Annotated in this window: 20 protein-coding genes; 12 read left to right on the top strand and 8 right to left on the bottom strand. The window is 71.6% G+C overall.

The annotated features are described in order from the left end of the window. Position 1: 1 nt before the first annotated feature. Complete coding sequence (locus ABD831_RS15295) at positions 2–1,426, bottom strand: tyrosine-protein kinase domain-containing protein (protein ID WP_344948389.1); 1,425 nt, start codon at positions 1,424–1,426, stop codon at positions 2–4. Positions 1,427–1,540: 114 nt separating this feature from the next. Between ABD831_RS15295 and ABD831_RS15290 the strand changes: the two genes are divergently transcribed. The 8 genes from ABD831_RS15290 to ABD831_RS15255 all read left to right on the top strand — a co-directional run bounded on the left by ABD831_RS15290 (position 1,541) and on the right by ABD831_RS15255 (position 10,095). Beyond that, the gene (locus ABD831_RS15290; protein ID WP_344948387.1) at positions 1,541–3,574 is read left to right on the top strand and encodes a glycosyltransferase; all 2,034 of its coding nucleotides are present in this window, start codon (positions 1,541–1,543) and stop codon (positions 3,572–3,574) included. Beyond that, positions 3,574–4,923 carry an O-antigen ligase family protein gene (locus ABD831_RS15285; protein ID WP_344948384.1) on the top strand — a complete coding sequence of 450 codons (1,350 nt, stop codon included), beginning with the start codon at positions 3,574–3,576 and terminating at the stop codon, positions 4,921–4,923. The genes ABD831_RS15290 and ABD831_RS15285 overlap by 1 nt, the downstream gene beginning before the upstream one ends. Beyond that, entirely contained in the window at positions 4,920–6,077 is a 1,158-nt protein-coding gene (locus ABD831_RS15280) for a glycosyltransferase family 4 protein (protein WP_344948381.1), read from the top strand. The genes ABD831_RS15285 and ABD831_RS15280 overlap by 4 nt, the downstream gene beginning before the upstream one ends. Next, positions 6,074–7,093 carry a glycosyltransferase family 4 protein gene (locus tag ABD831_RS15275; RefSeq protein WP_344948379.1) on the top strand — a complete coding sequence of 340 codons (1,020 nt, stop codon included), beginning with the start codon at positions 6,074–6,076 and terminating at the stop codon, positions 7,091–7,093. Before ABD831_RS15280 ends, ABD831_RS15275 begins: the two co-directional genes overlap by 4 nt. Position 7,094: 1 nt before the next feature. Next, positions 7,095–8,255: a glycosyltransferase gene (locus ABD831_RS15270; RefSeq protein WP_344948376.1), complete on the top strand. Its 1,161-nt coding sequence runs from the start codon at positions 7,095–7,097 to the stop codon at positions 8,253–8,255. Then, a complete protein-coding gene (locus ABD831_RS15265) occupies positions 8,252–9,031 on the top strand; it encodes a hypothetical protein (RefSeq protein ID WP_344948374.1) in 780 nt (259 codons plus the stop codon). Before ABD831_RS15270 ends, ABD831_RS15265 begins: the two co-directional genes overlap by 4 nt. Continuing rightward, positions 9,028–9,387 (top strand): hypothetical protein, encoded by a 360-nt coding sequence (locus tag ABD831_RS15260; RefSeq protein WP_344948371.1) that lies wholly within the window; start codon positions 9,028–9,030, stop codon positions 9,385–9,387. Before ABD831_RS15265 ends, ABD831_RS15260 begins: the two co-directional genes overlap by 4 nt. A gap of 108 nt (positions 9,388–9,495) precedes the next feature. After that, positions 9,496–10,095: a hypothetical protein gene (locus tag ABD831_RS15255; protein ID WP_344948369.1), complete on the top strand. Its 600-nt coding sequence runs from the start codon at positions 9,496–9,498 to the stop codon at positions 10,093–10,095. 84 nt (positions 10,096–10,179) lie between these two features. Here the strand turns inward: ABD831_RS15255 and ABD831_RS15250 are convergent, their stop codons facing one another. Then, positions 10,180–11,163 (bottom strand): MauE/DoxX family redox-associated membrane protein, encoded by a 984-nt coding sequence (locus ABD831_RS15250; RefSeq protein WP_344948366.1) that lies wholly within the window; start codon positions 11,161–11,163, stop codon positions 10,180–10,182. A 99-nt stretch (positions 11,164–11,262) separates the two neighbouring features. Here ABD831_RS15250 and ABD831_RS15245 point away from each other — a divergent pair, with 99 nt between their 5' ends. Beyond that, on the top strand, positions 11,263–12,069 hold the full coding sequence (locus ABD831_RS15245) for an exodeoxyribonuclease III (RefSeq protein WP_344948364.1): 807 nt from the start codon (positions 11,263–11,265) through the stop codon (positions 12,067–12,069). Between the two features lie 54 nt (positions 12,070–12,123). Then, positions 12,124–13,173, top strand: coding sequence for a tryptophan--tRNA ligase (gene trpS / locus ABD831_RS15240; RefSeq protein WP_425582832.1), 1,050 nt, complete (start codon positions 12,124–12,126; stop codon positions 13,171–13,173). On the opposite strand, the gene ABD831_RS15235 is transcribed toward trpS, so the two are convergent. Together ABD831_RS15235 and ABD831_RS15230 are read right to left on the bottom strand one after the other, a co-directional pair. After that, positions 13,131–14,237 (bottom strand): glycosyltransferase family 4 protein, encoded by a 1,107-nt coding sequence (locus ABD831_RS15235; protein ID WP_344948358.1) that lies wholly within the window; start codon positions 14,235–14,237, stop codon positions 13,131–13,133. The genes trpS and ABD831_RS15235 overlap by 43 nt on opposite strands. Then, the gene (locus ABD831_RS15230) at positions 14,234–15,457 is read right to left on the bottom strand and encodes a glycosyltransferase 87 family protein (protein WP_344948355.1); all 1,224 of its coding nucleotides are present in this window, start codon (positions 15,455–15,457) and stop codon (positions 14,234–14,236) included. The genes ABD831_RS15235 and ABD831_RS15230 overlap by 4 nt, the downstream gene beginning before the upstream one ends. Before the next feature lie 172 nt (positions 15,458–15,629). Between ABD831_RS15230 and ABD831_RS15225 the strand changes: the two genes are divergently transcribed. Then, positions 15,630–16,160 (top strand): 2'-5' RNA ligase family protein, encoded by a 531-nt coding sequence (locus tag ABD831_RS15225; RefSeq protein WP_344948353.1) that lies wholly within the window; start codon positions 15,630–15,632, stop codon positions 16,158–16,160. Between the two features lie 3 nt (positions 16,161–16,163). Beyond that, complete coding sequence (locus ABD831_RS15220; protein ID WP_344948350.1) at positions 16,164–17,273, top strand: YihY/virulence factor BrkB family protein; 1,110 nt, start codon at positions 16,164–16,166, stop codon at positions 17,271–17,273. Positions 17,274–17,294: 21 nt separating this feature from the next. On the opposite strand, the gene ABD831_RS15215 is transcribed toward ABD831_RS15220, so the two are convergent. From ABD831_RS15215 to ABD831_RS15200, 4 genes are all read right to left on the bottom strand, one after another. After that, the gene (locus tag ABD831_RS15215) at positions 17,295–18,821 is read right to left on the bottom strand and encodes a D-alanyl-D-alanine carboxypeptidase family protein (RefSeq protein WP_344948347.1); all 1,527 of its coding nucleotides are present in this window, start codon (positions 18,819–18,821) and stop codon (positions 17,295–17,297) included. A gap of 67 nt (positions 18,822–18,888) precedes the next feature. Next, positions 18,889–19,632 (bottom strand): succinate dehydrogenase/fumarate reductase iron-sulfur subunit, encoded by a 744-nt coding sequence (locus tag ABD831_RS15210; protein WP_142178603.1) that lies wholly within the window; start codon positions 19,630–19,632, stop codon positions 18,889–18,891. Between the two features lie 5 nt (positions 19,633–19,637). Further along, a complete protein-coding gene (locus ABD831_RS15205) occupies positions 19,638–21,671 on the bottom strand; it encodes a fumarate reductase/succinate dehydrogenase flavoprotein subunit (protein ID WP_344948342.1) in 2,034 nt (677 codons plus the stop codon). Positions 21,672–21,674: 3 nt separating this feature from the next. Continuing rightward, positions 21,675–22,397: a succinate dehydrogenase cytochrome b subunit gene (locus ABD831_RS15200; protein ID WP_344948339.1), complete on the bottom strand. Its 723-nt coding sequence runs from the start codon at positions 22,395–22,397 to the stop codon at positions 21,675–21,677. Positions 22,398–22,523: the final 126 nt, after the last annotated feature.

Raw genomic sequence — 22,523 nt, 5'->3', positions numbered from 1 at the left:
GTCAGGCCTCGTGCCTGGCCGGCTCGTGCTTGGCCCGCTCGCGCTTCTCGCGCCTGCTGAGCTTGACGTCCGCGTCGCGGTTGTAGCCGTAGTAGCCGTAGCGGTGCGTCGTCGACGAGCCCGACGTCACCATGTTGAGGGCGAAGCCCGCGACCGGGGCGTCGACCGTCTCGAGGGACTGGACGGCGCTCGCGAGGTCGCGCTTCTTCGTGCGCTCGGCCCCGACGACCATGATGAGCCCGTGGGTCAGCTTGTTGATGAGCACGGCGTCGATGACGGGGACGACCGGCGGGCTGTCGACGAGGATGAAGTCGTAGTCGTGCGAGAGCTTGCCGAAGAGGACCTCCATCGGCTCCGAGCCCAGCAGCTCGCTCGGGTTCGGCGGGACCGGGCCCGCCGGCAGCACGTGCAGGTTCGTCTCGCGCCAGCGCTGGACGACGTCCTCCGGCTCGGCCTGCCCGAGCAGCAGGGTGGTCAGGCCGAACGACCCGTCGAGGCCCATGGTGCTCGCGACCGAGGGGTTGCGCAGGTCGCCGTCGATGAGCAGCACCTTGGAGCCGGCGTCGGCCATCGCCAGGGCGAGGTTGATGGTCGTCGTCGTCTTGCCCTCGCCGGGGACCGACGAGGTGATGACGAAGGAGTGCCCGCCGGTGGTGACGTCGACGAAGAGGATGTTGGTGCGCAGGCGCCTGATCGACTCGGCGTGCCGTCCGTGCGGGTCGCTCTCGAGCGACAGCAGGCCACCCTTGACCGCCTTGACCATCGGGAGGTCGCCGAGGATCGGCCGGCTCGACAGGGCCTTGATGTCGTTCGCGGAGCGCACCTTGGTGTCGAGCGTGTGGCGGAGCAGCGCCAGGCCGATGCCGAGCGCGAGCCCGAGCAGCCCGCCGAGCGCGAGGTTGCGCCTCGCGTTCGGCGACGTCGGCTCACCCGGGACCTCGGCGGGGGTGATCGTCGTGGCCTCGACCGACTGGCCGTTGGCGGCGAGGAGGGGCGAGAACTTCTTCGTGGCCACCTCTGCCAGCACGGGACCGACCTCGGAGGCGACCCGGGCGACCAGCTGGGGGTCGCCGCCTGTCGCGGTGATCGTCATCATGTTGGAGGTCGGCGAGACCTCGCCGGAGACCGACAGCGGGTAGCTGGCCGGAAGGCCGAGCCGGCTCCGCAGTGGCTCCGTGACGGACGGTGACGTGAGCACGTCGAGGTAGGTCGCGAGGTCGCTGGCCTGCACGGCATACGTGGCGACCTTGTTGTCCGTGCTCGCACTCGCCGGCTGCGTCGCGCGCAGGTAGATCTTCGAGCTGGACGAGTAGACGGCAGGCGTCAGCATCGTCTGGACGGCCGCCGCGGCGACCACGGCGAGCAGGCTCAGCGCGATGATCCGCCAGCGTGCCCCCAGAACGCCCAGGAACTCCCGGAACGTCACCTTGCCCCCCTGGCCCAACTCGACAGTATGTGCGGCGATCCTCCCATATCATCCAAGGGGTTGTGCCGAGACGGAGACATCCGGGGGACGGCACGGGGAGAGGGGTGAGTGGTCATGTGGGCACTGCGTGTGTCCCACAGCGCCGTCGTCGACGCGTGGCGCGAGAGGGAGCGAGCCCTGCGCCGACGGGGCCATCGCGTCGACGTCGTGTCGGCTGCGGTCTGGTCCGAGGGCGGGCGCGCCGTCACGCTCACCCCGCGTCCGGACGAGACCGTTGTCGCCGCGCGCACGTTCGGCTCGCACCCGGCACTCTTCCTCTACGACCCGCGACCGCTGTGGACCGCGCTCGGGCGCCCGGTCGACGTCGTCGACATCCACGAGGAGCCCTTCGCCCTCGCGACCGCAGAGGTCCTGCTCATCCGGTGGCTGCGCCGCCAGCCCGCGCCCTACCTCGTCTACTCCGCCCAGAACATCGACAAGCGCCATCCGCTCCCGTTCCGGTGGATCGAGCGAGCCGTCCTGCGTCACGCGAGCGGTGTCAACGTGTGCAACGCCGCCGCCGGACGCATCGCCCAGCGCAAGGGCTTCCCGGGGGTCGCCCGCACGCTCGACCTCGGCACCGATCTCGCCGCCTTCGCACCGAGGGCGTATGCCGTCACGCCGGGGGAGGCGCCCGTCGTCGGGTTCGCCGGTCGCCTCGACGCGGCCAAGGGCGCCGACGTGCTGCTCCACGCCGCGGCCCTCGAGCCGGGCGTGCAGGTCCGTGTCGCCGGCGACGGGCCGGAGCGCCGTGCCCTGCAGGAGCTCGCGGGCGCACTCGGCATCAGCGACAGGGTCGAGTTCGTCGGTGCGCTGGCGCCGGAGGAGCTGCCCGACTTCTACCGCTCGCTCGACGTGCTGGCCGTCCCGTCACTGACCACCTCGTCGTGGGTCGAGCAGTTCGGCCGGGTGGCGATCGAGGCCATGGCCTGCGGGATCCCGGTCGTCGTGAGCGACAGCGGCGCCCTGCCCGAGGTCGTGGCCGACGCGGCCCTCGTGGTGCCCGAGGGCGACGCCACCGAGCTCGCCAAGGCGCTCTCCGCCGTGGTGCACGACGCCGATGTCGCAGCCCGACTGCGCGAGGCAGGTCTCAGCCGCGCCGCAGCCACGTCGTGGGACCTCATCGCCCTCGAGCACGAGGCGATGTATCGATCCGCGACCAAGCAGTGGGTCACCGAGATCGACTGCGACGCAAGGCCGCTCGAAGTCGTCGTCGTCGCCTACGGTCAGCCGGACCTGCTCGCCGAGGCGCTGGCGCCACTGCGTGGGCTGTCGGTCACCGTCGTCGACAACTCGTCGTCCGCGTCCGTGCGCGCCGTGACCGACAGGTTCGCCGCGCGCTACGTCGACCCCGGCCACAACGGCGGGTTCGGCGCGGGTGTCAACGAGGCCCTGCGCCATGTCGACCCGCGCGCCGACGTGCTGCTCGTCAACCCCGACGCGGTGGTCCACCCGGACGACGTCGAACGGCTCCGGTCTGCGCTGCTCGCCGAGCCCGACCTCGCCAGCGTCGGTCCGTCCCAGGTGGACGCGAACGGCAGGCCGTCACGCGTCGAGTGGCCGTTCCCCTCGCCCGTGGCGACGTGGGTGGAGGCGGTGGGCCTCGGCCGGCTGAGGCGCAACCGCTACGTCATCGGGTCGGTCCTGCTGCTCCGTCGTGAGGCCATCGACCACGTCGGTCCGTTCGACGACGAGCGTTTCTTCCTCTACGCGGAGGAGACCGACTGGGCCCACCGCGCCGTCCGGCTCGGCTGGCGTCATGCGCTCGTTCCCACGGCCCGGGCCACCCACGTCGGGGCGGCCACCAGCACCGACGCGGCGGCGCGCGAGGGCCACTTCCACGCCGCCCAGGAGGTCTACCTCCGCAAGCACTTCGGCAGCCTCGGCTGGCAGGTGGGCCGCGCCGGGCAGGTGGTCGGCTCCGCCGTCCGCGGTGTCGTGCTGCCCGGTCCCCGCGGCGAGGTGGCGCGGTCGCGGCTTCGCCTCTACCTGCGCGGCCCGGCCCGCAGCGAGACGCGACCTGACGACTCCCGCCCCGCCCCGGTCACCGTGGCGGCCACGACTCTGGCTGGGACCGTGGCGGGCACGACCGAGGGAGCCGCGAGCTGATGGCAGCTGTCTTCCCCGGGCGTGCGCGTGACGCGGGTCGCTCCGACCTGCTCGCGGGCGCGGCGCTGGTGCTCGGCGGCCTGGTGCTCGTCGCGATGGTCGGCCGGTTCGCGGTCACCCTGCCCGAGGCGGCGGTGATCATCTCGGCGGCGGTGCTGGCCATGGGGGTGACGGCCGTGCAGCCGGGTCTCATCCCGCTCGCCGTGCTGCCGCTGCTGCTCGTGGTCCTGCGGGTCGGAGGTGGTGGCGTCGACCTGTCGCTGTCGGACTTCGCGCTTGCCGCGGCGGCGCTGCCGGCGCTCCTGCTCGCGAAGCGCCCGTTCTCGCCGGGCCTGCGCGCGGTGCTCTGGGCGTCGGCGATCTACCAGTTCGCGACGCTCGTCACCGTCGTCAACAACCCGTATACCGCCAACGCCGTCGAGTGGGCACACGCCTGGATGATGGTGTCGGGATCTCTCGTCGTCGGCTGGGCGGTCGGGGCCAACGGTCACGGGCGCACCGGCATACGCCTGCTCGTCGCCACGATGACCGTGCTGGCGGTCATCACGATCGTGGAGGGGGCCGTCCACTTCGTGCACGGCGACTTCTCGCCGGTCTACCCGAGCTTCCCGTACGACATGCACAAGAACTTCGCGGGCACGGTGTGCGCGACCGGCGCCGTCATGGTCTATGCCCGACCCGCGTGGGTCGGCATCAACCGCCGCTGGTCGGTCGCGCTGATGTCGCTCCTGCTCGGTGCCGTCCTCTTCACGCAGTCCCGGCAGGCCCTGATCGGGCTCGTCGCGGCCGTCGTCGTCCTCGTGCTGCGCTCGGACAGCGACCGCAAGCGCTCGAAGGTCGTCCTGCTGCTCGTCGCACCCCTCGGGCTCTTCGTCACCAACCTCGTGCAGGACCAGGTCGAGTCGGGCAACCAGTTCAACTCCGTGTTCCAGCGGCTCACGTGGTTCCAGGACTCGATGACCGTCTGGAGCTCCGACCCGTGGTTCGGCGTGGGGCTCCGGTGGTGGTACACCGACCGGTTCCCCTTCCAGTTCCAGCCACCCAACGCCGAGATCGAGGTCCTCACCTCCGCCGGCGTCCTCGGTCTCGCGGCGTTCGTGATGCTCATGGTGGTGTCGTTGCGGGTCGCCTGGAAGCTCGACCCGGCCTACGGCTCACTGGCCGTCGCCGTCCTCGTGTCGCGCCTCGTCCAGGGCCAGTTCGACCTGTTCTGGTCGGCGGTGCAGGGCTCCGTGCCGTTCGTCGTCCTCGGGATCTGTCTCGGAGCCTGCTGGTACGCCGAGCGGGCGGCGGGCGCACGACCGGCGGACCCGAAGCTGGCACGTTCCGTGCCGGTGGGGTCGGCATGACGACGATCGTCCAGATCACGCCGGAGATCGGACCCGGCACCGGAGTCGGGGCAGTGGCGCACCACCTGGAGCAGGAGTGGCAGCGACTCGGGGTCGACGTCCGGCGCTTCACCCTGGCCGAGGCAGGCGGGGCCTGGCTGCCGCAACCGCGCGGAGGACTCGGTGGTCGGCTGGCGCTGGTCGGGCGCGTCGTCTGGTTCTCCACGGTGGGCACGGCCCGCGCCCGCCGCCATCTCCGCGCCCACCCCGAGCAGCTGTCCGTGTGCCACAACGACGCGATGGCGGGCGACGTCTACGTCAACCACGGTCTGGTGGAGGCGGCCATGCGAGCCCGCGGCCACCACCGGCTCCGGCTGGCGCGCAACCCGCTGCACCTCTTCACCACGACGCGGGACCGGCTGCGCTACTCGCGCACGGGGACCCACCGCCTGGTGGTCAACCTCGTGGCCGACGAGGAGCGCCTGCTGCGCGAGCTCCATCCCAGACTCGCCCTCCCGACCGTCGTCATCGGCAACGGCGTCGACGTGGGGCGCTTCCGCCCGCCGACGGACGCCGAGCGGCTGATGGCCCGTGCCGAGCTCGGCCTCGAGGCGCACGAGCGGATGGTGCTCTTCATCGGCAATGAGTTCGGCCGGAAGGGCCTGCCGCTCCTCATAGACGCCGTGCAGGCGCTCGGGCCGGGTGTCCGACTCGTCGTCGTCGGGGGCACTCCCGACCTGGTCTCCGTCGAGGCGGGCAAGGCAGCCTCCGCAGCCTTGGGGGACCGGCTGGAGTTCGCCGGCGCGCACCCGGACCCGCGGCCCTGGCTGCGAGCCGCTGACGTCCTCGCGATGCCGAGCGCCTACGAGTCCTACGGTCTCGTCGTCCTCGAGGCGCTCGCCTGTGGCGTGCCGGTCGTCGCGACCGCGACCGGATGCGTGCCCGACGTCGTCATGGACGGCGTGAACGGCGCCGTCGTCGAGGCGACCTCCGACGGCATCGCACGCGGCATCGCGAGCGTCCTCGCTCTCGAGCCGACGGCGGTCCGCGCCGCGGCCCGGCAGACGGCGGAGCAGCACTCCTGGACCACGGTCGCGCGCCGCTACCTCGACGTCCTGACCGGTCTGCGTCCCTCGCCCGGCGCGCCGTCGAGCCTCCGTGGAGGAGCTCGGTGAGAGTCCTGCACGCCGTCCGCTCCGACGCGTTCGCCGGGGTCGAGAGCCACATCGCGCGACTGGCACGCGCGCAGCACCGTGCGGGTGACGACGTGCTCGTCGTCGGAGGAGACCCACGCCGGATGGCCGCCGCCGCCGGACCCGGGGTGCGCACCCTGCCGTCGACGACTGTGCGTGACGTGCTCACGGCGGTCCGGAGATGGGCCGCCGGCGCCGACGTCGTCCACGGGCACATGACGGCGGCCGAGATCGCCTGTGCCACAGCGATGGTCGCGGTGGACACGCCCCTGGTCGTGACCCGTCACTTCGCCCGCGGACGGGGGAGCAACCCGGTGTCCACGGCGGTGGCAGCTGCCGCCGGCCGACGCGTCGAGGCGCAGATCGCGATCAGCCACTACGTCGCCGACACCATCGCCGGCGAGAGCGTCGTGATCCACCCGGGCGTCGACTCGACCACGTGCACCCGTCCCGCCGCGGAGCGGGACCGCGTCGTTCTCGTCGCACAGCGTCTCGAGCCGGAGAAGGACACCGACGTGGCCCTGCGCGCCTTCGCGGCGTCCGGCGCTGCCGCGCGTGGATGGCGACTCGTCGTGGCAGGTGACGGCGCCGAGCGAGCGCGCCTGACGGCCATGGCCCGGGCTCTCGGCATCGCGGAGTCCACCCGCTTCCTCGGGCACCGGCCCGACGTGCCTGCCCTCATGGAGACCGCCGGGGTGCTGCTCGCCCCGTGCCAGATCGAGGGACTGGGCCTGACCGTCCTCGAGGCGATGGCGGCAGCCCTGCCCGTCGTCGCCGTGGGCGCGGGCGGTCACCTCGAGACGGTGGGCGCAGTCGCCTCCGCGGCCTTGCACCCCGCGGGTGACGCCGAGCGAGCCGGTGAGCTGCTCGCACAGCTCACGTCCGACCCCGACCGCCGGGACGCCTACGCCGCCGAGCTGCAACGCGTCCAGCGCGCCCACTTCACCCCCCAGCACCAGGCTCACGAGACCGCGGCGGTCTACCGGGGGGTGGTCTGACATGGACCTCGTCGTCACCTCGCTCGAGGTCTGGGACGGTGTCTGGCGCCGCAACCAGCACCTCGTCGCGGGCCTGCTGCGCCGTGACCCCGACCTGCGCGTGCTCTTCGTCGAGCCGGCCACCGACCCGCTCCACGCAGCGCTCGGCGCGAGCCAGCCGCGTCTGGGCCGCGGGCTGCGCCGCGGGCCCCAGCTGGACGGCATACACCCTGACGCGCTCTGGCTGCTCGAGCCGACGAAGTGGCTGCCCCGACGGGTGGACCGACGCCTCGACGAGCGCTGGGCGCGGCAGGTGCTGCGTGCCGCGCAGACGCTCGAGATGGACCGCCCCGTGCTGTGGGTCAACGACCCGAGGGGCTCGCTCCTCGTCGAGGCGACGCAGTGGCCCTCGCTCTACGACGTCACCGACGACTGGACCGTGGCCGATCGGTCGACCGCCGAGACCGAGCGGATCAAGACGCAGGAACACGTCCTGCTGACCCGGTGCGACGAGGTCGTCGTCTGCTCACCCGCGCTGGAGGCGAGCAAGGGGGCACTCCGCGCGGTGACGCTCGTGCCCAACGGTGTCGACGCGTCGGCCTACCTCGTCGGGCACGAGCGGCCGTCCGACCTCCCCGCGGGTGCGGTGGCCGTCTACGTCGGCACCCTGCACGGTGACCGGCTGGACGTCGACCTCTGCGCGCAGACCGCCCTGGCACTGGCCGGATCGGGGCGTCTGGTTCTCGTCGGGCCCGACTCCCTTGCGGCAGAGCAGCGTTCGCGTCTCCTGTCTGCTGGGGCAGTCCTTCTCGGGGCCCGTCCGAGCGACGAGGTCCCTGCCTATCTCGTGCACGCCGACGTGCTCGTCGTGCCCCACGTCGTCACACCGTTCACCGACAGCCTCGACCCGATCAAGCTCTACGAGTACCAAGCGGCCGGGCGGCCAGTCGTCTCGACGCCGGTGGCGGGCTTCAGGGACGTCGCCGACGACCTCATGACGGTCGCCGCTTCCTCGGCGTTCGTGGCCGCCGTCGTCGACGCCGTCGCCCACGCGGGACGGGCCGGACGGGTTGCCGACGAGGCGACTCGTGCCCAGAGGTCGAGCGCAGCCGACTGGTCGCGGCGAGTCGACCAGATGGTCGAGATCCTGGCTCGGCTGCACGCGCGGGGGGCGGGCTCATGATGACGTCGCCCGCAGACCCCGGCCTGGTTCACGTCAGCGCCCTGGGCGCGACGATCGGCATCGACGTGTCCGACGAGCGACTGAGACCCGCCGTCGAGCGGGTCTGGTCGACCTGTCGCAGCGAACCGGTGGCAGCCTGCCCCGTCGTGCAGCCTCCGGAGCTGGCGGAGGACGCGGATCCCGACGAGATCGCCCGGGCGCTCCAGTCACTGACGCAGTCCGTCACGCGCGAGGCGATCCTCGCCCGAGCGGGCCAGGTGATGATGTTCCACGCAGCAGGGCTCTGCGACCAGTCGACCGGTGCGACGATCGCGATGGTCGCACCGGGCGGCACGGGCAAGACGACGCTGGTGCGGGCGCTCGGCAGGGAGCGCGGCTACATCACGGACGAGACCGTCGCGGTCGCCGCAGACCTCAGCATCGCGCCGTACTGCAAGCCGCTGTCGGTCCGTCGCGACGGGCTGGGGCAGCCCAAGGACGAGATCTCGCCGTCGTCCCTGGGTCTCTGCTCGCCCCGGGTCCAGCCGTGGCTCGCCGGGATGGTGCTGCTGAGACGAGACCTGGCGGCGGGTGAGACCCCGGTCGTCGAGCCGGTGGGCGTCCTCGACGCGTTGGTCCTGCTCGCGCCGGAGACCTCCTCGCTGGCCTCGTTCGACCGGCCGCTCCACCGGTTGGCCGATCTCGTGGCCTCCGTGGGCGGTCTGCGGCGGATCCGCTACCGCGACACCGCTGACGTCGAGCCGGTCGTGCGCGAGATCCTCGGGAGGTCGCGGTGAAGGCGAAGTCCGAGTGCCCCGACGTGCCTGCCGAGCTCGCCTCCGACACGCTGTTGCGTCAGGGAGACCTGCTCGATGCGTATGCGACCGACGACGGCACGGTCGTCCTCGTCGGCGCGGTCACCGGCCATCGGGTCGTCCGGCTGTCACCCCTCGGACTGGTCGTCCGGGAGGCCATCGGGACCGGTGCGACGCTCGCCGAGCTCGAGGTCGAGATGAGGCGCCGGCTCGGGGAACCACCGACCGGAGACCTGTCCCAGCTGGTGCGTTCCGCGGTGCTCGCGCTGATGCACGAGCGGGTCATCGTCGCAGGTCAGGTGCCCAAAGACGACAATTCGGGCGACTTTGCACCGTGATGTGGACCGGCCTGCCCAAGGTGTGTGATTTCCGGCATCTGGGGTGTGCCCCTCGGGTATGTTGACAATGCCTTGGGGGGTTTCAGTCATCGAGTGGGGGATTCACACATGTCACAGAAGCACGGCGCCGATACGGCGCCTCCGAGCCGTCGCTCGGTCGTCAAGGGCGCGGCCTGGGCCGTGCCCGCGGTCGTGGTCGCGGGAGCGGCGCCCACCGTCGCCGCGTCAGCGGGGTTCCTGACGCTCAACGGCAACGCCTGCAAGCTGCCCGGCAACTCGCAGTCCACCTTCAAGGGCTACGTGTTCGAGGCGATCTCCAACAACGTCACGGGTCCGCTCCCGCGCGACGCGATCGTCGAGATCACGAGCATCACCGTGGCCGGCAGTCCGGACCTCGGGGCCTACAAGGTGGTCCTGCCCGGCGGCGCCCAGAGCTGCTCGTGCTCGTGCGGGACGCTCAACCCGAACCACGTCTACTGCTCGCCGGACGGCTCCGTCAACCAGCGGGTGCTCATCTACACGTCCGCAGACGTCACCGGCAACAGCGCCAACTCGACGGTCACCATCACGTACCGCATCTACGACTGCGCCGGCGGCAGCGTCTGCCCGGGGACCTTCACCTCGCAGTCGAGCCAGGCATCGCTCGGCGGCACGCCTCCCGTCCAGGGGCCGTGCACCATCGTCGGCGCCCAGCAGTTCCAGCCCTGACCGACACGGTCCCGGTCTGACGATGCGCGGTCCCCTCGGGGGCCGCGCATCGTCGTCTGTCGGCCCGCTCGCAGGGGGCGGTGGTCAGGCCAGCAGCCCGAGCTCTGCCCTGACGTCGTCGACGAACGCCCGGACGTTGTCGACCCCGACGACCGGTCCGCCGGCGAGGAGCCCGTCGGCGCCGAGCAGCAGGGCGCTCGGGGTGCCGTGCACGCCGAAGCTGTCGACGAACAGCCCCTCGCCGTCATGGACCGTCCGGGGCTCGTCGGCCGAGGTCAGCTGCGTCTGGTCCGGCGTGCTGCGCAGGACGAGCCGCACGTCGAGCGGGGTGAGCTCTCGGCTCCACTCCGGTGCTTCCTCGATGATCGCCTCGCAGCTGCCGCACGTGTCCGAGACGTAGAGCAGCAGCTGGGCGCGGGCACTGCTCAGCGCACGCAGGTTGGTCGTGGTGCCGTCCCCGAGGGTGACGGGCAGGGCGGGCGTGCGGTAGCGCACGTAGTCGCCCTCCTCCTGGGCGTAGGCGGTCGGCTCGACCTGTCGTGCAGCCTCGGCCGACGCGCCGGTCACGAGCCACGTGGTCACCGCCGCAGCGACTGCACCGACGAGCCACCACCACGGCAACCGGCCGTCCGCGATGCACGTCAGCACGGACGAGCCCTGAGTGGCGGCGCCGACGGAGATGGCTGCCAGCGCGACGAGCCAGGCGTTCCGCACGACCGTCCGCCGAGAGATCCGCCCGGGCGCGAACTCCCCGAAGCACGCACACTCGACGTCCTCGTCGAATCCGAGGGCGCGCACGACCAGCACGAGGTATGCCGTGAAGAGCACGAGCGCGGCGACCGCGGCCGCCGCTCCCGGCAGGCCACCGAGGGCCACCAGCGCCAGTGCGAGCACCAGCTCGACCCACGGAAGCGCCGGCACCACAAGCGAACTGGAGAGGGGCGCGGGCACGCGAAGATCGCGGAACGCCTCTGCCGACGCGCTCGGGGCGCGCAGCTTGCCGACCGCGCTGACGACGAGGACGACCGCGAGGATGACGGGCGCGAGGGCGAGGGCGTCGGTGGGCACGTCGCATTCTAGGCAGGACACGGCATACCACCGCGGGTGATCGGTCGATCCGCGGGCCGGGCGCCGAGGGTGTCCCTGCGGTCCTACACAATCGAGCCCATGCGCGTCGTCACCGCCAACGTCAACGGGATCCGAGCCGCAGCGAGGCGAGGGATGGTGCCGTGGCTGCAGCAGGCGGCGCCCGACGTGCTGTGCCTGCAGGAGGTGCGCGCCGACGACACCGAGCTCGCCAAGGTGCTCGCCGATGCCGGTCTGGCGCACTGGTCGGTCGCCCACACCGAGGGCACGGCCAAGGGGAGGGCGGGCGTCGCCGTCGTGACCCGGGAGCCGCACACGGGGGTGCGGGTCGGCCTCGACGGGGCCTTCGCCGACGACGGCCGGTGGGTCGAGGTCGACCTGGGGACGCGCGCCGGGACACTGACGGTCGCGTCCGCCTACGTGCACACCGGTGAGGCCGGCACCGAGCGGCAGGACGTCAAGATGGCCTTCCTCGCCGCCATGACCGGGCGCATGCGTCGCGGGGCCGAGGCCGACGAGCTGGTGCTCGTCACCGGGGACCTCAACGTCGCCCACCGCGAGGCGGACCTCAAGAACTGGAAGGGCAACCTCAAGAAGGCCGGCTTCCTCCCGGAGGAGCGCGCCGTGCTCGACGGCTGGTTCGCCAGGGGCGACTGGGTCGACGTCCAGCGCCGGCACGCCGGCGACGTCGCCGGTCCCTACTCGTGGTGGTCGTGGCGCGGCAAGGCGTTCGACAACGACGCCGGGTGGCGCATCGACTACCAGCTCGCGACCCGGCGCCTCGCGGCCACCGTCAGCGACGCCTTCGTCGGGCGTGCTCCGAGCTATGCCGAGCGCTGGAGCGACCACGCGCCCGTCGTCGTCGACTACGCCCTCGAGAGCGCCTGAGCGGGTCCCCGCGAGGATCCCGCCCCCGGACCGGTTTGGGGGCGGTGGGAGGGCATGGGCCAGAATGCACCCATGTCCTCGACGCCCTCCCTCCCGACCACGACGCCGCGCAGCCTCTCCGGCATGCAGCCGACGAGCGACTCGCTCCACCTCGGCAACTACATCGGTGCGCTGGTCGAGTGGGTGCGCCTGCAGGAGACACACGACGCCTTCTACTTCGTCGCCGACCTGCACGCCCTGACGGTCGCTCCCGACCCCGAGGTGCTGCGCGAGCGCACCCGCATCACCGCGGCGCAGTTCATCGCAGGCGGCGTCGACCCCAGTCGCTCGACGCTCTTCGTCCAGAGCCACATCGCCCAGCACACCGAGCTCTACTGGGTCCTCGGCACCCTGACCGGCTTCGGCGAGGCCAGCCGCATGACCCAGTTCAAGGACAAGTCGGCCAAGGGAACCAACACCAACGTCGGCCTCTTCGCCTACCCCGTGCTCCAGGCGGCCGACATCCTCATCTACGACGCCAACGTCGTGCCGGTCGGCGAGGACCAGCGCCAGCACCTCGAGCTGTCGCGCGACCTCGCCGGACGCTTCAACCAGCGCTTCGGCGACACGCTCGTCGTGCCCGAGCCGCACATCATGAAGGCGACGGCCAAGATCCAGGACCTCCAGGAGCCGACGGCCAAGATGAGTAAGTCGGCCGCCTCGGACGCCGGGCTCGTCAGCCTCCTCGACGAGCCCGCGCGCATCGCGAAGAAGATCCGCTCCGCCGTGACCGACGCCGAGCGGGAGATCCGCTTCGACGAGGACAACAAGCCCGGCATCTCCAACCTGCTCTCGATCCACTCGGCCCTGTCTGGGACCCCGGTGGCGATCCTCGAGGAGCAGTACGCCGGCAAGGGCTACGGCGACCTCAAGAAGGACGTCGCCGAGGTGGTCGTCGAGGCCGTCACGCCGTTCCGCACCCGCACGCTCGAGCTGATGGCCGACCGGGCCGAGCTCGACCGCATCCTGGCCGATGGTGCCGAGCGCGCTCGCGAGGTGGCCGAGGCGACCGTGCGACGCGTCTACGACAAGGTCGGGCTGCTGTCCTCGACCGGGCGGCCCTGACCCCTGTCCGGACTCCGGTTCACGAGCCCGAGGGCGATGTCCTCGAGGGCTGAAGCCAGGTGCTCGGTGGTGAACCGGGCAGCCACGAGACCGGGCCCTCGCCGGGAACGCTCCCGCCAGGTGAGGTCGTCCAGCGCCTCCCTCAGCGGCGCCGGCTCACCGGCGGGGACCACGCACATCACCTCGGGGTCGAGGTAGTCGGTGACCCCGCTGACGTCGCTGATGATGACGGGTGTGCCCATGGCGAGGTTCTCGAGGAGCACCGTCTGACCCGACGACATCTCCGACTCGCGCAGGGGGAGCACCATGACCTCAGCCCGGGCGTAGAGCTCCCGCAGCTCCGCGATGGCGACGTCGCTGCGGAAGGTGACCGCTCGGCCGCGGGCTGATGGTTCGGCCTGGCCCCTGTTCCAGGCGTCAGTGACGACCGTGCAGACGGCGTCCCGAGGCAGTGCCGCCATGAGGGTGGGGAAGTCCTTGCCGGCGTTGGTCCCGACGGACAGCACGCCGCCGTCGCGCGCCACGTCCCTGGGAGCGAAGAAGGACGTGTCGACGCCCAGCGGCACCCAGCGCACCCTGTCCCGAGACCGTCGGAGGCGGCGCGCCAGCGGTTCCAGCTGGGCCGAGGCGAAGACGGAGACGACGTCGGCGCCCCGAAGTGCGGCACGGTGCACTGCGCCGGCGAACCCGTGGCGCGACGTCGCGTCGAGGGCGGCGACGGTCATGACCACGACGGGGCGGCGGACGAGGCCCAGGCGGTGCAGCAGGAGCGCGGGAAGCGCCGCGGCCTCGTGCGTGGCGATGACGACGTCGACGTCGCGCTGCACGCGGAGCAGCCACAGGACCTGCGACAGGCGCCACCCCGTGCCGAGGCCACGGTTCGGGCGTGTCGAGCGGGCGTGGTGGAGCACGCGGTGGCCCCTGGCCGCGAGCTCGTGCATGCCGAACAGCCGGTGCGACGGGACGCGGCCCGCGTCGACGTTCGCGAACTCGTGGTCCCAGGGGGACACGAAGAGCGCCGCGATCGTCAGTGGCTGCCCGGCCCTCGCGGGCGCGTCCGTCACGCTCTCACCCTTCGCCTGCGAGCCGGCGTGACGGACGCGGGATCCGGGGCCGGGAGCCTTGCGGCGGTCCACACGCTGAGCGTCGCGGCCACGAGCGTGGAGCCGAGGACGAGCACGAACGACCCGGGTGTCGTCAGGGCGTCCGGCCCCACCGGGGGGATCCGGCGGAGCGCGACGAACCACCACAGGCCGAGCACCAGCGCCGTCACCCACACCTGCCAGCGTCTCGGCTCACGCAGCGCCCGGGCGCTCCACCACCACAGCGCGGGGAGAGGGACGAGGAGGTAGACGTAGTGGGACACCGGCAGCAGGAGCACGACGCAGAAGGCGACGTTGAGCAGGGCCAAGACGGCGTCCCCGGGCCGTCGCAGCGTGACGACGAGCAGCGCCAGGACCCACGCGAGCACGAGTCCCGTCACGATGACGCGCAGCGCCGGTGACACGAGCACCGGGTCCGACAGCCCGCTCTCGGTGAAGAGCACGGTGCCGGCTCCCCAGGCGGAGTAGGCGACGAGGGGCTGGCTGCTGCCACGCCTCGTCTCCGACGCCATCGTCCACAGGGCCGAGGGACCACCGACCGCGATGACCAGAGCGACCGTCAGCACAGCGACCGCGGCTGCACCCGCCCACTCCGAGCGGCGCAGGTGCAACGGCCGCCGCAGCAGCCAGACCAGCAGGACGGCGGGCCACGTCTTGACCATGCCGGCCACGGCGAGCGCGGTGCCCGCCACACCGCGCAGGCCACGCGCGGTTGCGAGCATGGCGAGGGTCACGGCGGCGAGGACGAGGAGGTGCACCTGGCCCTGCCAGAGCTCCATCGTCAGCGCCCAGCTGCCCAGCAGGCTCACGGCCGCCACGGCGAAGACGGCGGCCCGGCCCACCCGGCCGGACCGGTGGGCAGACGCCTGGGCGCCCATCCAGCACGAGGCCAGAGCCAGGGCGAGCAGCAGCACGGTCCAGCCGCCCACCGCCCACGAGGTGTCTGCCACCGGGGCCAGCAGCAGGGCGACGAACGGGGAGTAGAGGTATCCCACGACCTCGTACGGCGATCCGCCGGCACGCACCGCTCGCGCGGCGGGCAGGAAGAAGTCCTCGAGGTCAGGCCGGTCGGCCGAGGCCATCGCGGACCGGAACCGCACCCATGACAGCGCGAGGGCGATGGCCCACGCCACTCCCCAGGCCAGCACGCCACGGCCGTCCCAGGGGCGTCGGAGATCCATGGCGCTGACGCTAGCGGCCCGGGGTGCCCGCCGGGCGTCGTATGCGGCAGCCTGCGCGGCAGCAGCGCAGCAGTTCGTCCAGCCGTCCGTCCCGGGCGTGCCGCGTCCGACGCGCCACGCGGGGCGGTACCTGGGTCGGCTGCGCGCGGCAACCTTCGGTACGGTCGGGGGCGTGAGTGTTGCGCGCCAGACGACGATCGGCGTCTCGATCCCGATCCCGGCTCCGCACGGTGACTACCTGCAGCGGCGTCGTGCGGACTTCGGCGACCCTCAGGCATGGCAGATCCCGGCGCACATCACGCTCCTGCCGCCGACTGCGGTCGACCAGGACGCGTATGCCGCCTTCCGCAGCCACTGCGCGGACGTGGCGTCCGCGCAGTCCCCGTTCGACGTCGTCCTGCGGGGCACGGGCACGTTCCGCCCGCTCTCGGACGTGGTGTTCATCCAGGTCGCACAGGGCGTCTCGAACTGCGAGGCACTCGAGCGCGCCCTGCGCTCCGGGCCGGTGCGCCGCGACCTCGACTTCTACTACCACCCGCACGTCACGGTGGCGCACAACGTGGCGACGGCGTCGCTCGACCGAGCCTTCGGCGAGCTGGCCGACTACTCCGTCGCCTTCCAGGTCGACGGCTACCACCTGTACGAGCTGGGCGACGACGGCGTGTGGCGTCCCGTCCACGAGTTCGCGCTCGTCGGGGACTGACGCGTGCCGGCGTTCCAGCCCGTCCTGGACCGGCTCAAGACCACCCGCGCCTACCACGCCTGGACCCGCTACGGCGAGGCGAACGGCGACCTGCTGGCGGCCGGCGTCGGCTACTTCGCATTCTTCTCGATCTTCCCGGCGCTCGCGCTCGCCTTCGCGATCTTCGGCTTCGTCCTGCAGGGCCGGCCGGACCTCGTCGACACCATCGCCGAGTCCCTCAACGCCACCCTGCCGGGCATGGTCAAGACGGCGAGCCACCCCGAGGGCATCATCAGCATCGAGGCTCCGGCGAGCCTGACGCTGACCATCACCGGCATCATCTCGTTCGTCACGCTGTTGCTCGCGGGACTCGGCTGGGTCGGCGCTCTGCGCACCGGCATCCGCGGCATCTTCGGCCTCGAGGCATCGACCGGCAACCTCGTGCGCACCAAGGCACGCGACCTGCTGGTGCTGGTGACGGTCGGCATGGCCATCGCCGTCTCGGCGATCCTCACCAGCGCCGTCGGCGGCCTCGCCGAACGCGTTGCGGGCTGGATCGGCCTGTCGGGCAACGGGTTCCTCATCGGGCTGCTCGGGCTGCTCGTGGGTGTCGTCTTCGACACGCTCATCCTCGTCGTCCTGCTGCGGATGCTCTCGGGAGTGCCGCTGCCCATGCACAACGTCCGACAGGGGGCCGTCCTCGGGGCGGCCGTCCTCACGGCCCTCAAGCTCTTCGGCGGCTTCCTCGTGAGCCATGTCACCGCGAACCCCCTGCTGGGGGCGGTCGCGGTCTCGGTCGGCCTGCTCTTCTGGCTCAACCTCATGTCCAAGGTCATCCTGCTCTCGTCCGCCTGGGCGGCCAACGACGTCGACCTCAGCCGTCCGGCCTCTGCGGTGAGCGCACCGTCCGCGGCCCAGCCCGACGCGACGCGCGTGCCGTATGCCGTGTCACCCGTCGCGGTGGGGCCGTTCCGAGCTCGACAGCACGGTCAGGAGCAAGGCGTGAGCCAGGGTGACGGTCGAGAGCGACGGCCGTCGCGGGCCACGGACCGTGCGAGCCTGACGGCCGGGGCAGTCCTGGGCGCTGCAGGCGCGCTCGCGGTGACCGGAACGCGGCGCCTGCGCCGTCGCTGATCCCCTTCCGGGACGGACGATCTAGGCGCGACGACGTCGGCGCCGGGCGACGGCGACGAGGACGAGGACGACCGCCGTCGTGACGACGGCACCTGCCGCGGCAAGCGCGACGAGCGACATCGTCCGGTCGAAGGACGTCGCCTCCGCCACCGAGCTGGTCACCGAACCTGCCTCCGGGGCGGGTGTCCCCGTGGGTGACGACCGGTCGGGGCCGCCCGTGCCGGAGCCCGTGCCTGTCGCACCGTCGGTGGGGAGGGCAGGCAGGGTCGGGGCGGCCGACGGCGCCACGGCCTCGCCGGGCTCGACGAGCCGCCCGACAGGGGTCACCCGGTCGGCGTTCGCGAAGCCCCAGTCGAGCAGGGCCGCCGTGGGTCTCCACGACCCGGTGACGCTACCCATCTGGCTGACGACGAGCGTGCGACCGCCGCGAGTGGCCGCACCGATGAAGGTGTGCTGGGCCCGGTCGGTGCGTCCCGGCTTGATGCCGATGGCGCCGGGGTAGTGCCCGAGCAGCTCGTTGATGTTGTAGACGTGGAAGGCCGGCCAGACCTTGCCCCGCTGGTCCTTCCCGCCGGGGAAGACCGCGTCGCGCTTGGTGATGGTGGTCCGGAACGCGGGCAGCCGCATGGCGTCGCGCCCGATGAGCGCGAGGTCGTAGGCACTCGAGCGCTGGGCGCCGTCGTCGAGACCGCTCGGGTCGACCGTGAGCGTGTCGTGCGCGCCGATCTGCTCGGCCTTCTCGTTCATCAGCGCGACCGTCGCGTCGTAGCCGCCGGCGGCGTCGGCGAGGGCATAGACCGCGTCGTTGGCCGAGAACATCAGCATCGCGTCGAACAGGCTCGACACGGGGTAGCGGTTGCCGGCGAGGACGCCGACCCGTGAGCCGGCCGCGTCCTGGGCGTCCTGTCCGGCGACGACGACCTGTCGTGGGTCGAGACGCGGCATCAGGGTCAGGGCCGTGAGGGTCTTGAGGGTGCTGGCCGGGCGCAGCCAGGCGTGCGCCGACTTGGCTGCCAGGATCTCGCCGGTGTCGAGGTCGGCGATCACGTAGGACACGTCGTAGACCTCCGGCGGCGCCGGCACGGAGACCGGCCGGTCCACGACGACGCCCGTCTCGGCGAGCCGTGAACCGCCCACGACCGTCTCGGGCTGCCACGCGGGGTGCGCGAACGGGGACGGTGGGGCGCTGCGGCAGACGACGCGCACCTTGGGCGGCTTCGCGGGTCTCGTCGGCGCCGTCGTGGTGACGGGCGGTCCCACCGACGGTCTGCCGGACGGGACGGCCGCCGGTGGAGCCTCGCCGGTCGGGAAGACTCGCGGGGTCAACGTCACCCCCGGCGGGACAGCCTGCGGGGTCTGCCACGGAGCGCACGTCGGCGCGGCCGCCAGTGCGGGTGGGGCGACCGCGGCGTGGGGGAGCGGGGTGCCGCTCGCCGTCGGGACGGCATACGTCGTCGTCAGCATGAGTCCCACCGCGACGGCGCCGAGCGTCACGCCCGCGGCCGGAGTCGTCCACGGACGACGTCGGAAGGGCATCACGGGCGTCATCGCCGGGAAAGACTAACCCGCCCCGGTGGTCCGGGGCGGGTCGGTCTTGCGTCGGGCGGGTCGCCCGTCACTCGCCGCGCATCAGCGCGCCGCGCAGGTCCTTGTTCAGCTGGTTGATGACGTCGAGGGGGATCTCCTTCGGGCAGGCCGAGGAGCAGGCGCCGACGTTGGTGCAGCCGCCGAAGCCCTCGTGGTCGTGCTGGCTCACCATGCTGACGACGCGCGCGTCACGCTCCGGCTGGCCCTGCGGGAGCTCGCCGAGGTGGGTGATCTTGGCGCCCATGAAGAGCATGCCCGACGCGTTCGGGCAGGCCGCCACGCAGGCGCCGCAGCCGATGCACGCCGCCGCCATGAACGCCCGGTCGGCCTTGGGCTTGGGCACCGGCACCGAGTGGGCCTCGGGGGCCGAGCCGGTGTTGGCGCTGATGAAGCCACCGGCCTGGATGATCCGGTCGAAGCTCGAACGGTCGACGACGAGGTCCTTGATGACCGGGAACGCGTCGGCGCGCCACGGCTCGATGGTGATCTCGTCGCCGTCGGAGAAGCTGCGCATGTGCAGCTGGCACGTCGTCGTGACCTCGGGACCGTGGGCCTTGCCCGAGATCATGAGGCCGCACATGCCGCAGATGCCCTCGCGGCAGTCGGAGTCGAAGGCGATCGGCTCCTCGCCGCGGGCGTTGAGCTGCTCGTTGAGGACGTCGAGCATCTCGAGGAACGACATGTCCTCGGAGATGTCGGTGACGGGGTAGGTCACCATCTCGCCCTTGGACTTCGGCCCCGCCTGGCGCCAGATCTTCAGGGTCAGGTTCATGCCGCTCACTTGTAGCTCCGCTGCTTCATCTCGACGAATTCGTAGACCAGGTCTTCCTTGTGCAGGACCGGCATGCCGTCCTGACCGCCCCACTCCCACGCGGCGACGTAGGCGTATTCGTCGTCGTGACGCAGCGCCTCGCCGTCCTCGGTCTGGGACTCGGCGCGGAAGTGACCACCGCACGACTCGCGGCGGTGCAGCGCGTCGATGCACATGAGCTCTCCGAGCTCGAGGAAGTCGGCCACGCGGCCGGCCTTCTCGAGGCTCTGGTTGAGGGTGTCGGCGCTGCCGAGCACCTTGACGTTGCGCCAGAACTCGTCGCGCAGGCCGCGGATGAGGTCGATGGCCTTGAGCAGCCCCTCCTCGGAGCGCTCCATGCCGCAGTACTCCCACATGATGTTGCCGAGCTCCTTGTGGAAGGAGTCGACCGAGCGGTCACCGTTGATCGAGAGCAGCTTCTGCACCCGGGCGTCGACCGAGGCACGCGCCTCGACGACTCCCTCGTGGGACTCCTCGAGCTTCTCGAACGGTCCCTTCGCGAGGTAGTCGCGGATCGTGTTCGGCAGGACGAAGTAGCCGTCGGCCAGGCCCTGCATCAGGGCGGAGGCGCCGAGGCGGTTGGCCCCGTGGTCGGAGAAGTTCGCCTCACCGGCGACGAACAGGCCGGGGATGCTCGACTGCAGGTCGTAGTCGACCCACAGGCCGCCCATCGTGTAGTGCACGGCGGGGTAGATGCGCATCGGCACCTGGTACGGGTTCTCGCCGGTGATCCGCTGGTACATGTCGAGCAGGTTGCCGTACTTCTCGGCGACGGCCTCGGCGCTCATGCGCTTGAGGGCGTCGGTGAAGTCGAGGTAGACCCCGCGGCGGAAGTCGCCGACCTTCGGGCCGACGCCGCGACCCTCGTCGCAGACGTTCTTGGCCTGACGGCTCGCGATGTCACGCGGCACGAGGTTGCCGAAGGAGGGGTAGATGCGCTCGAGGTAGTAGTCGCGGTCCTCCTCGGGGATCTCGCGCGGGTCCTTCTCGCAGTCGGCGGCGTTCTTGGGCACCCAGATGCGTCCGTCGTTGCGCAGCGACTCCGACATGAGCGTCAGCTTGCTCTGGTGCTCGCCCGCGACGGGGATGCACGTCGGGTGGATCTGCGTGTAGCAGGGGTTGGCGAAGTGCGCACCCTTGCGGTGCGCGCGCCACGTCGCGGTGACGTTGCTGCCCATCGCGTTGGTCGAGAGGAAGAAGACGTTGCCGTAGCCGCCGGAGGCGAGCACGACGGCGTCGGCGAGGTGCGTCTCGATCTCGCCCGTGACGAGGTCGCGGGCGATGATGCCGCGGGCCTTCCCGTCGACGACGACGACCTCGAGCATCTCGTGGCGACTGAACATCTCGACGGTGCCGGCCGCGACCTGGCGCTCGAGCGCCTGGTAGGCGCCGATGAGCAGCTGCTGGCCCGTCTGGCCACGCGCGTAGAACGTGCGGGAGACCTGGACGCCACCGAAGGAGCGGTTGTCGAGCAGGCCGCCGTACTCGCGAGCGAACGGAACGCCCTGCGCGACGCACTGGTCGATGATGTTGGCGCTGACCTCGGCAAGGCGGTAGACGTTCGACTCGCGGGAGCGGTAGTCGCCACCCTTGACGGTGTCGTAGAAGAGGCGGAACGTCGAGTCGCCGTCCTCCTTGTAGTTCTTGGCGGCGTTGATGCCGCCCTGCGCGGCGATCGAGTGCGCGCGGCGCGGGGAGTCCTGGTAGCAGAAGGACTTCACGTTGTAGCCGGCCTCGCCGAGCGTCGCCGCCGCGGCGCCACCGGCGAGGCCGGTGCCGACGATGATGACGGTGAGCTTGCGGCGGTTGGCCGGGTTGACGAGAGCGGCCTCGAACTTGCGGGTGTTCCAGCGCGACTCGATGGGCCCGTGCGGCGCCTTCGTGTCGACGATCGGTGCGCCCTCGGTGTAGAGGCCGTGCACGACGCCGGGCGCTGCCTCGGGGGCGGGAGCCTCGGGAGTGATGGTTCCGGCGGTGGTGGCCGTCTGGGTGTCGGTCATGGATCAGTTCCCCTTGACGATTCCGAACAGGATGGCGAGCGGCGGGAGCGCGAAGCCCACCGCGGTCACCAGCGCGATGACGGTGGCAGTCGCCTTGGCGGTCCGACGCGACTTCGCGCTGTTCGTCCAGCCGAGGGTCTGCGAGGCGCTCCAGACGCCGTGCCACAGGTGCATGCCCAGCGCGGCGAGCGCGAGGACGTAGATGAGGACGACCCACCACACCTGGAAGCTCGAGATGACGAGCTTGCCGGCGCTGTCACCGACGGCGTCGGGGCCGACGTTGATCTTGAGGATCGTGAACTGCAGCAGGTGCCACACGAGGAAGAGCAGCAGCGCGACGCCGCCCCAGCGCATCATCCGGCTCCGGATCGTCGCGCGGGCCGCCTGCTTGGCCACGTAGCGCGTGGTGCGGGCGCCGTTGGCGCGGCTCCAGAGGTAGAAGGCGGCATAGGCGTGCGCGAACAGCGCGACCACGAGCAGGGCGCGGAAGAGCCAGAGGAACCCGCCGAACGGCAGGATCGGCATCAGGATCGTGCGCAGGTGAAGGGCGTACTCGTCGAACGCCTCGACGCCGCCGAAGATCTTGAGGTTGCCGTACATGTGCAGCACCACGTAGAACACGAAGAGCGCGCCCGAGAGGGCCATGAGCAGCTTCATGAACACGGTGGTGCGGCGTGCCGACGCAGGTCGAGGAGTTCCCGTCGCTGGGAGAGTGTTGGTGGCCACGTCCGCACCCTATCCCCGCGGTTTCCGCACCCGAATTCCTACCCACTGGTAAACGGCCCGTTGTGACAATCTCAACAAGAACCCTCGACACGCGGGGCGTATGCCGTCATCTCGGGCCGGGTGATC

This window comes from Terrabacter ginsenosidimutans, assembly GCF_039539425.1.
Classification (GTDB): domain Bacteria; phylum Actinomycetota; class Actinomycetes; order Actinomycetales; family Dermatophilaceae; genus Terrabacter; species Terrabacter ginsenosidimutans.
The sequence above is the reverse complement of the archived record's forward strand: the minus strand, read 5'-3'. Positions and strand labels throughout refer to the sequence as shown.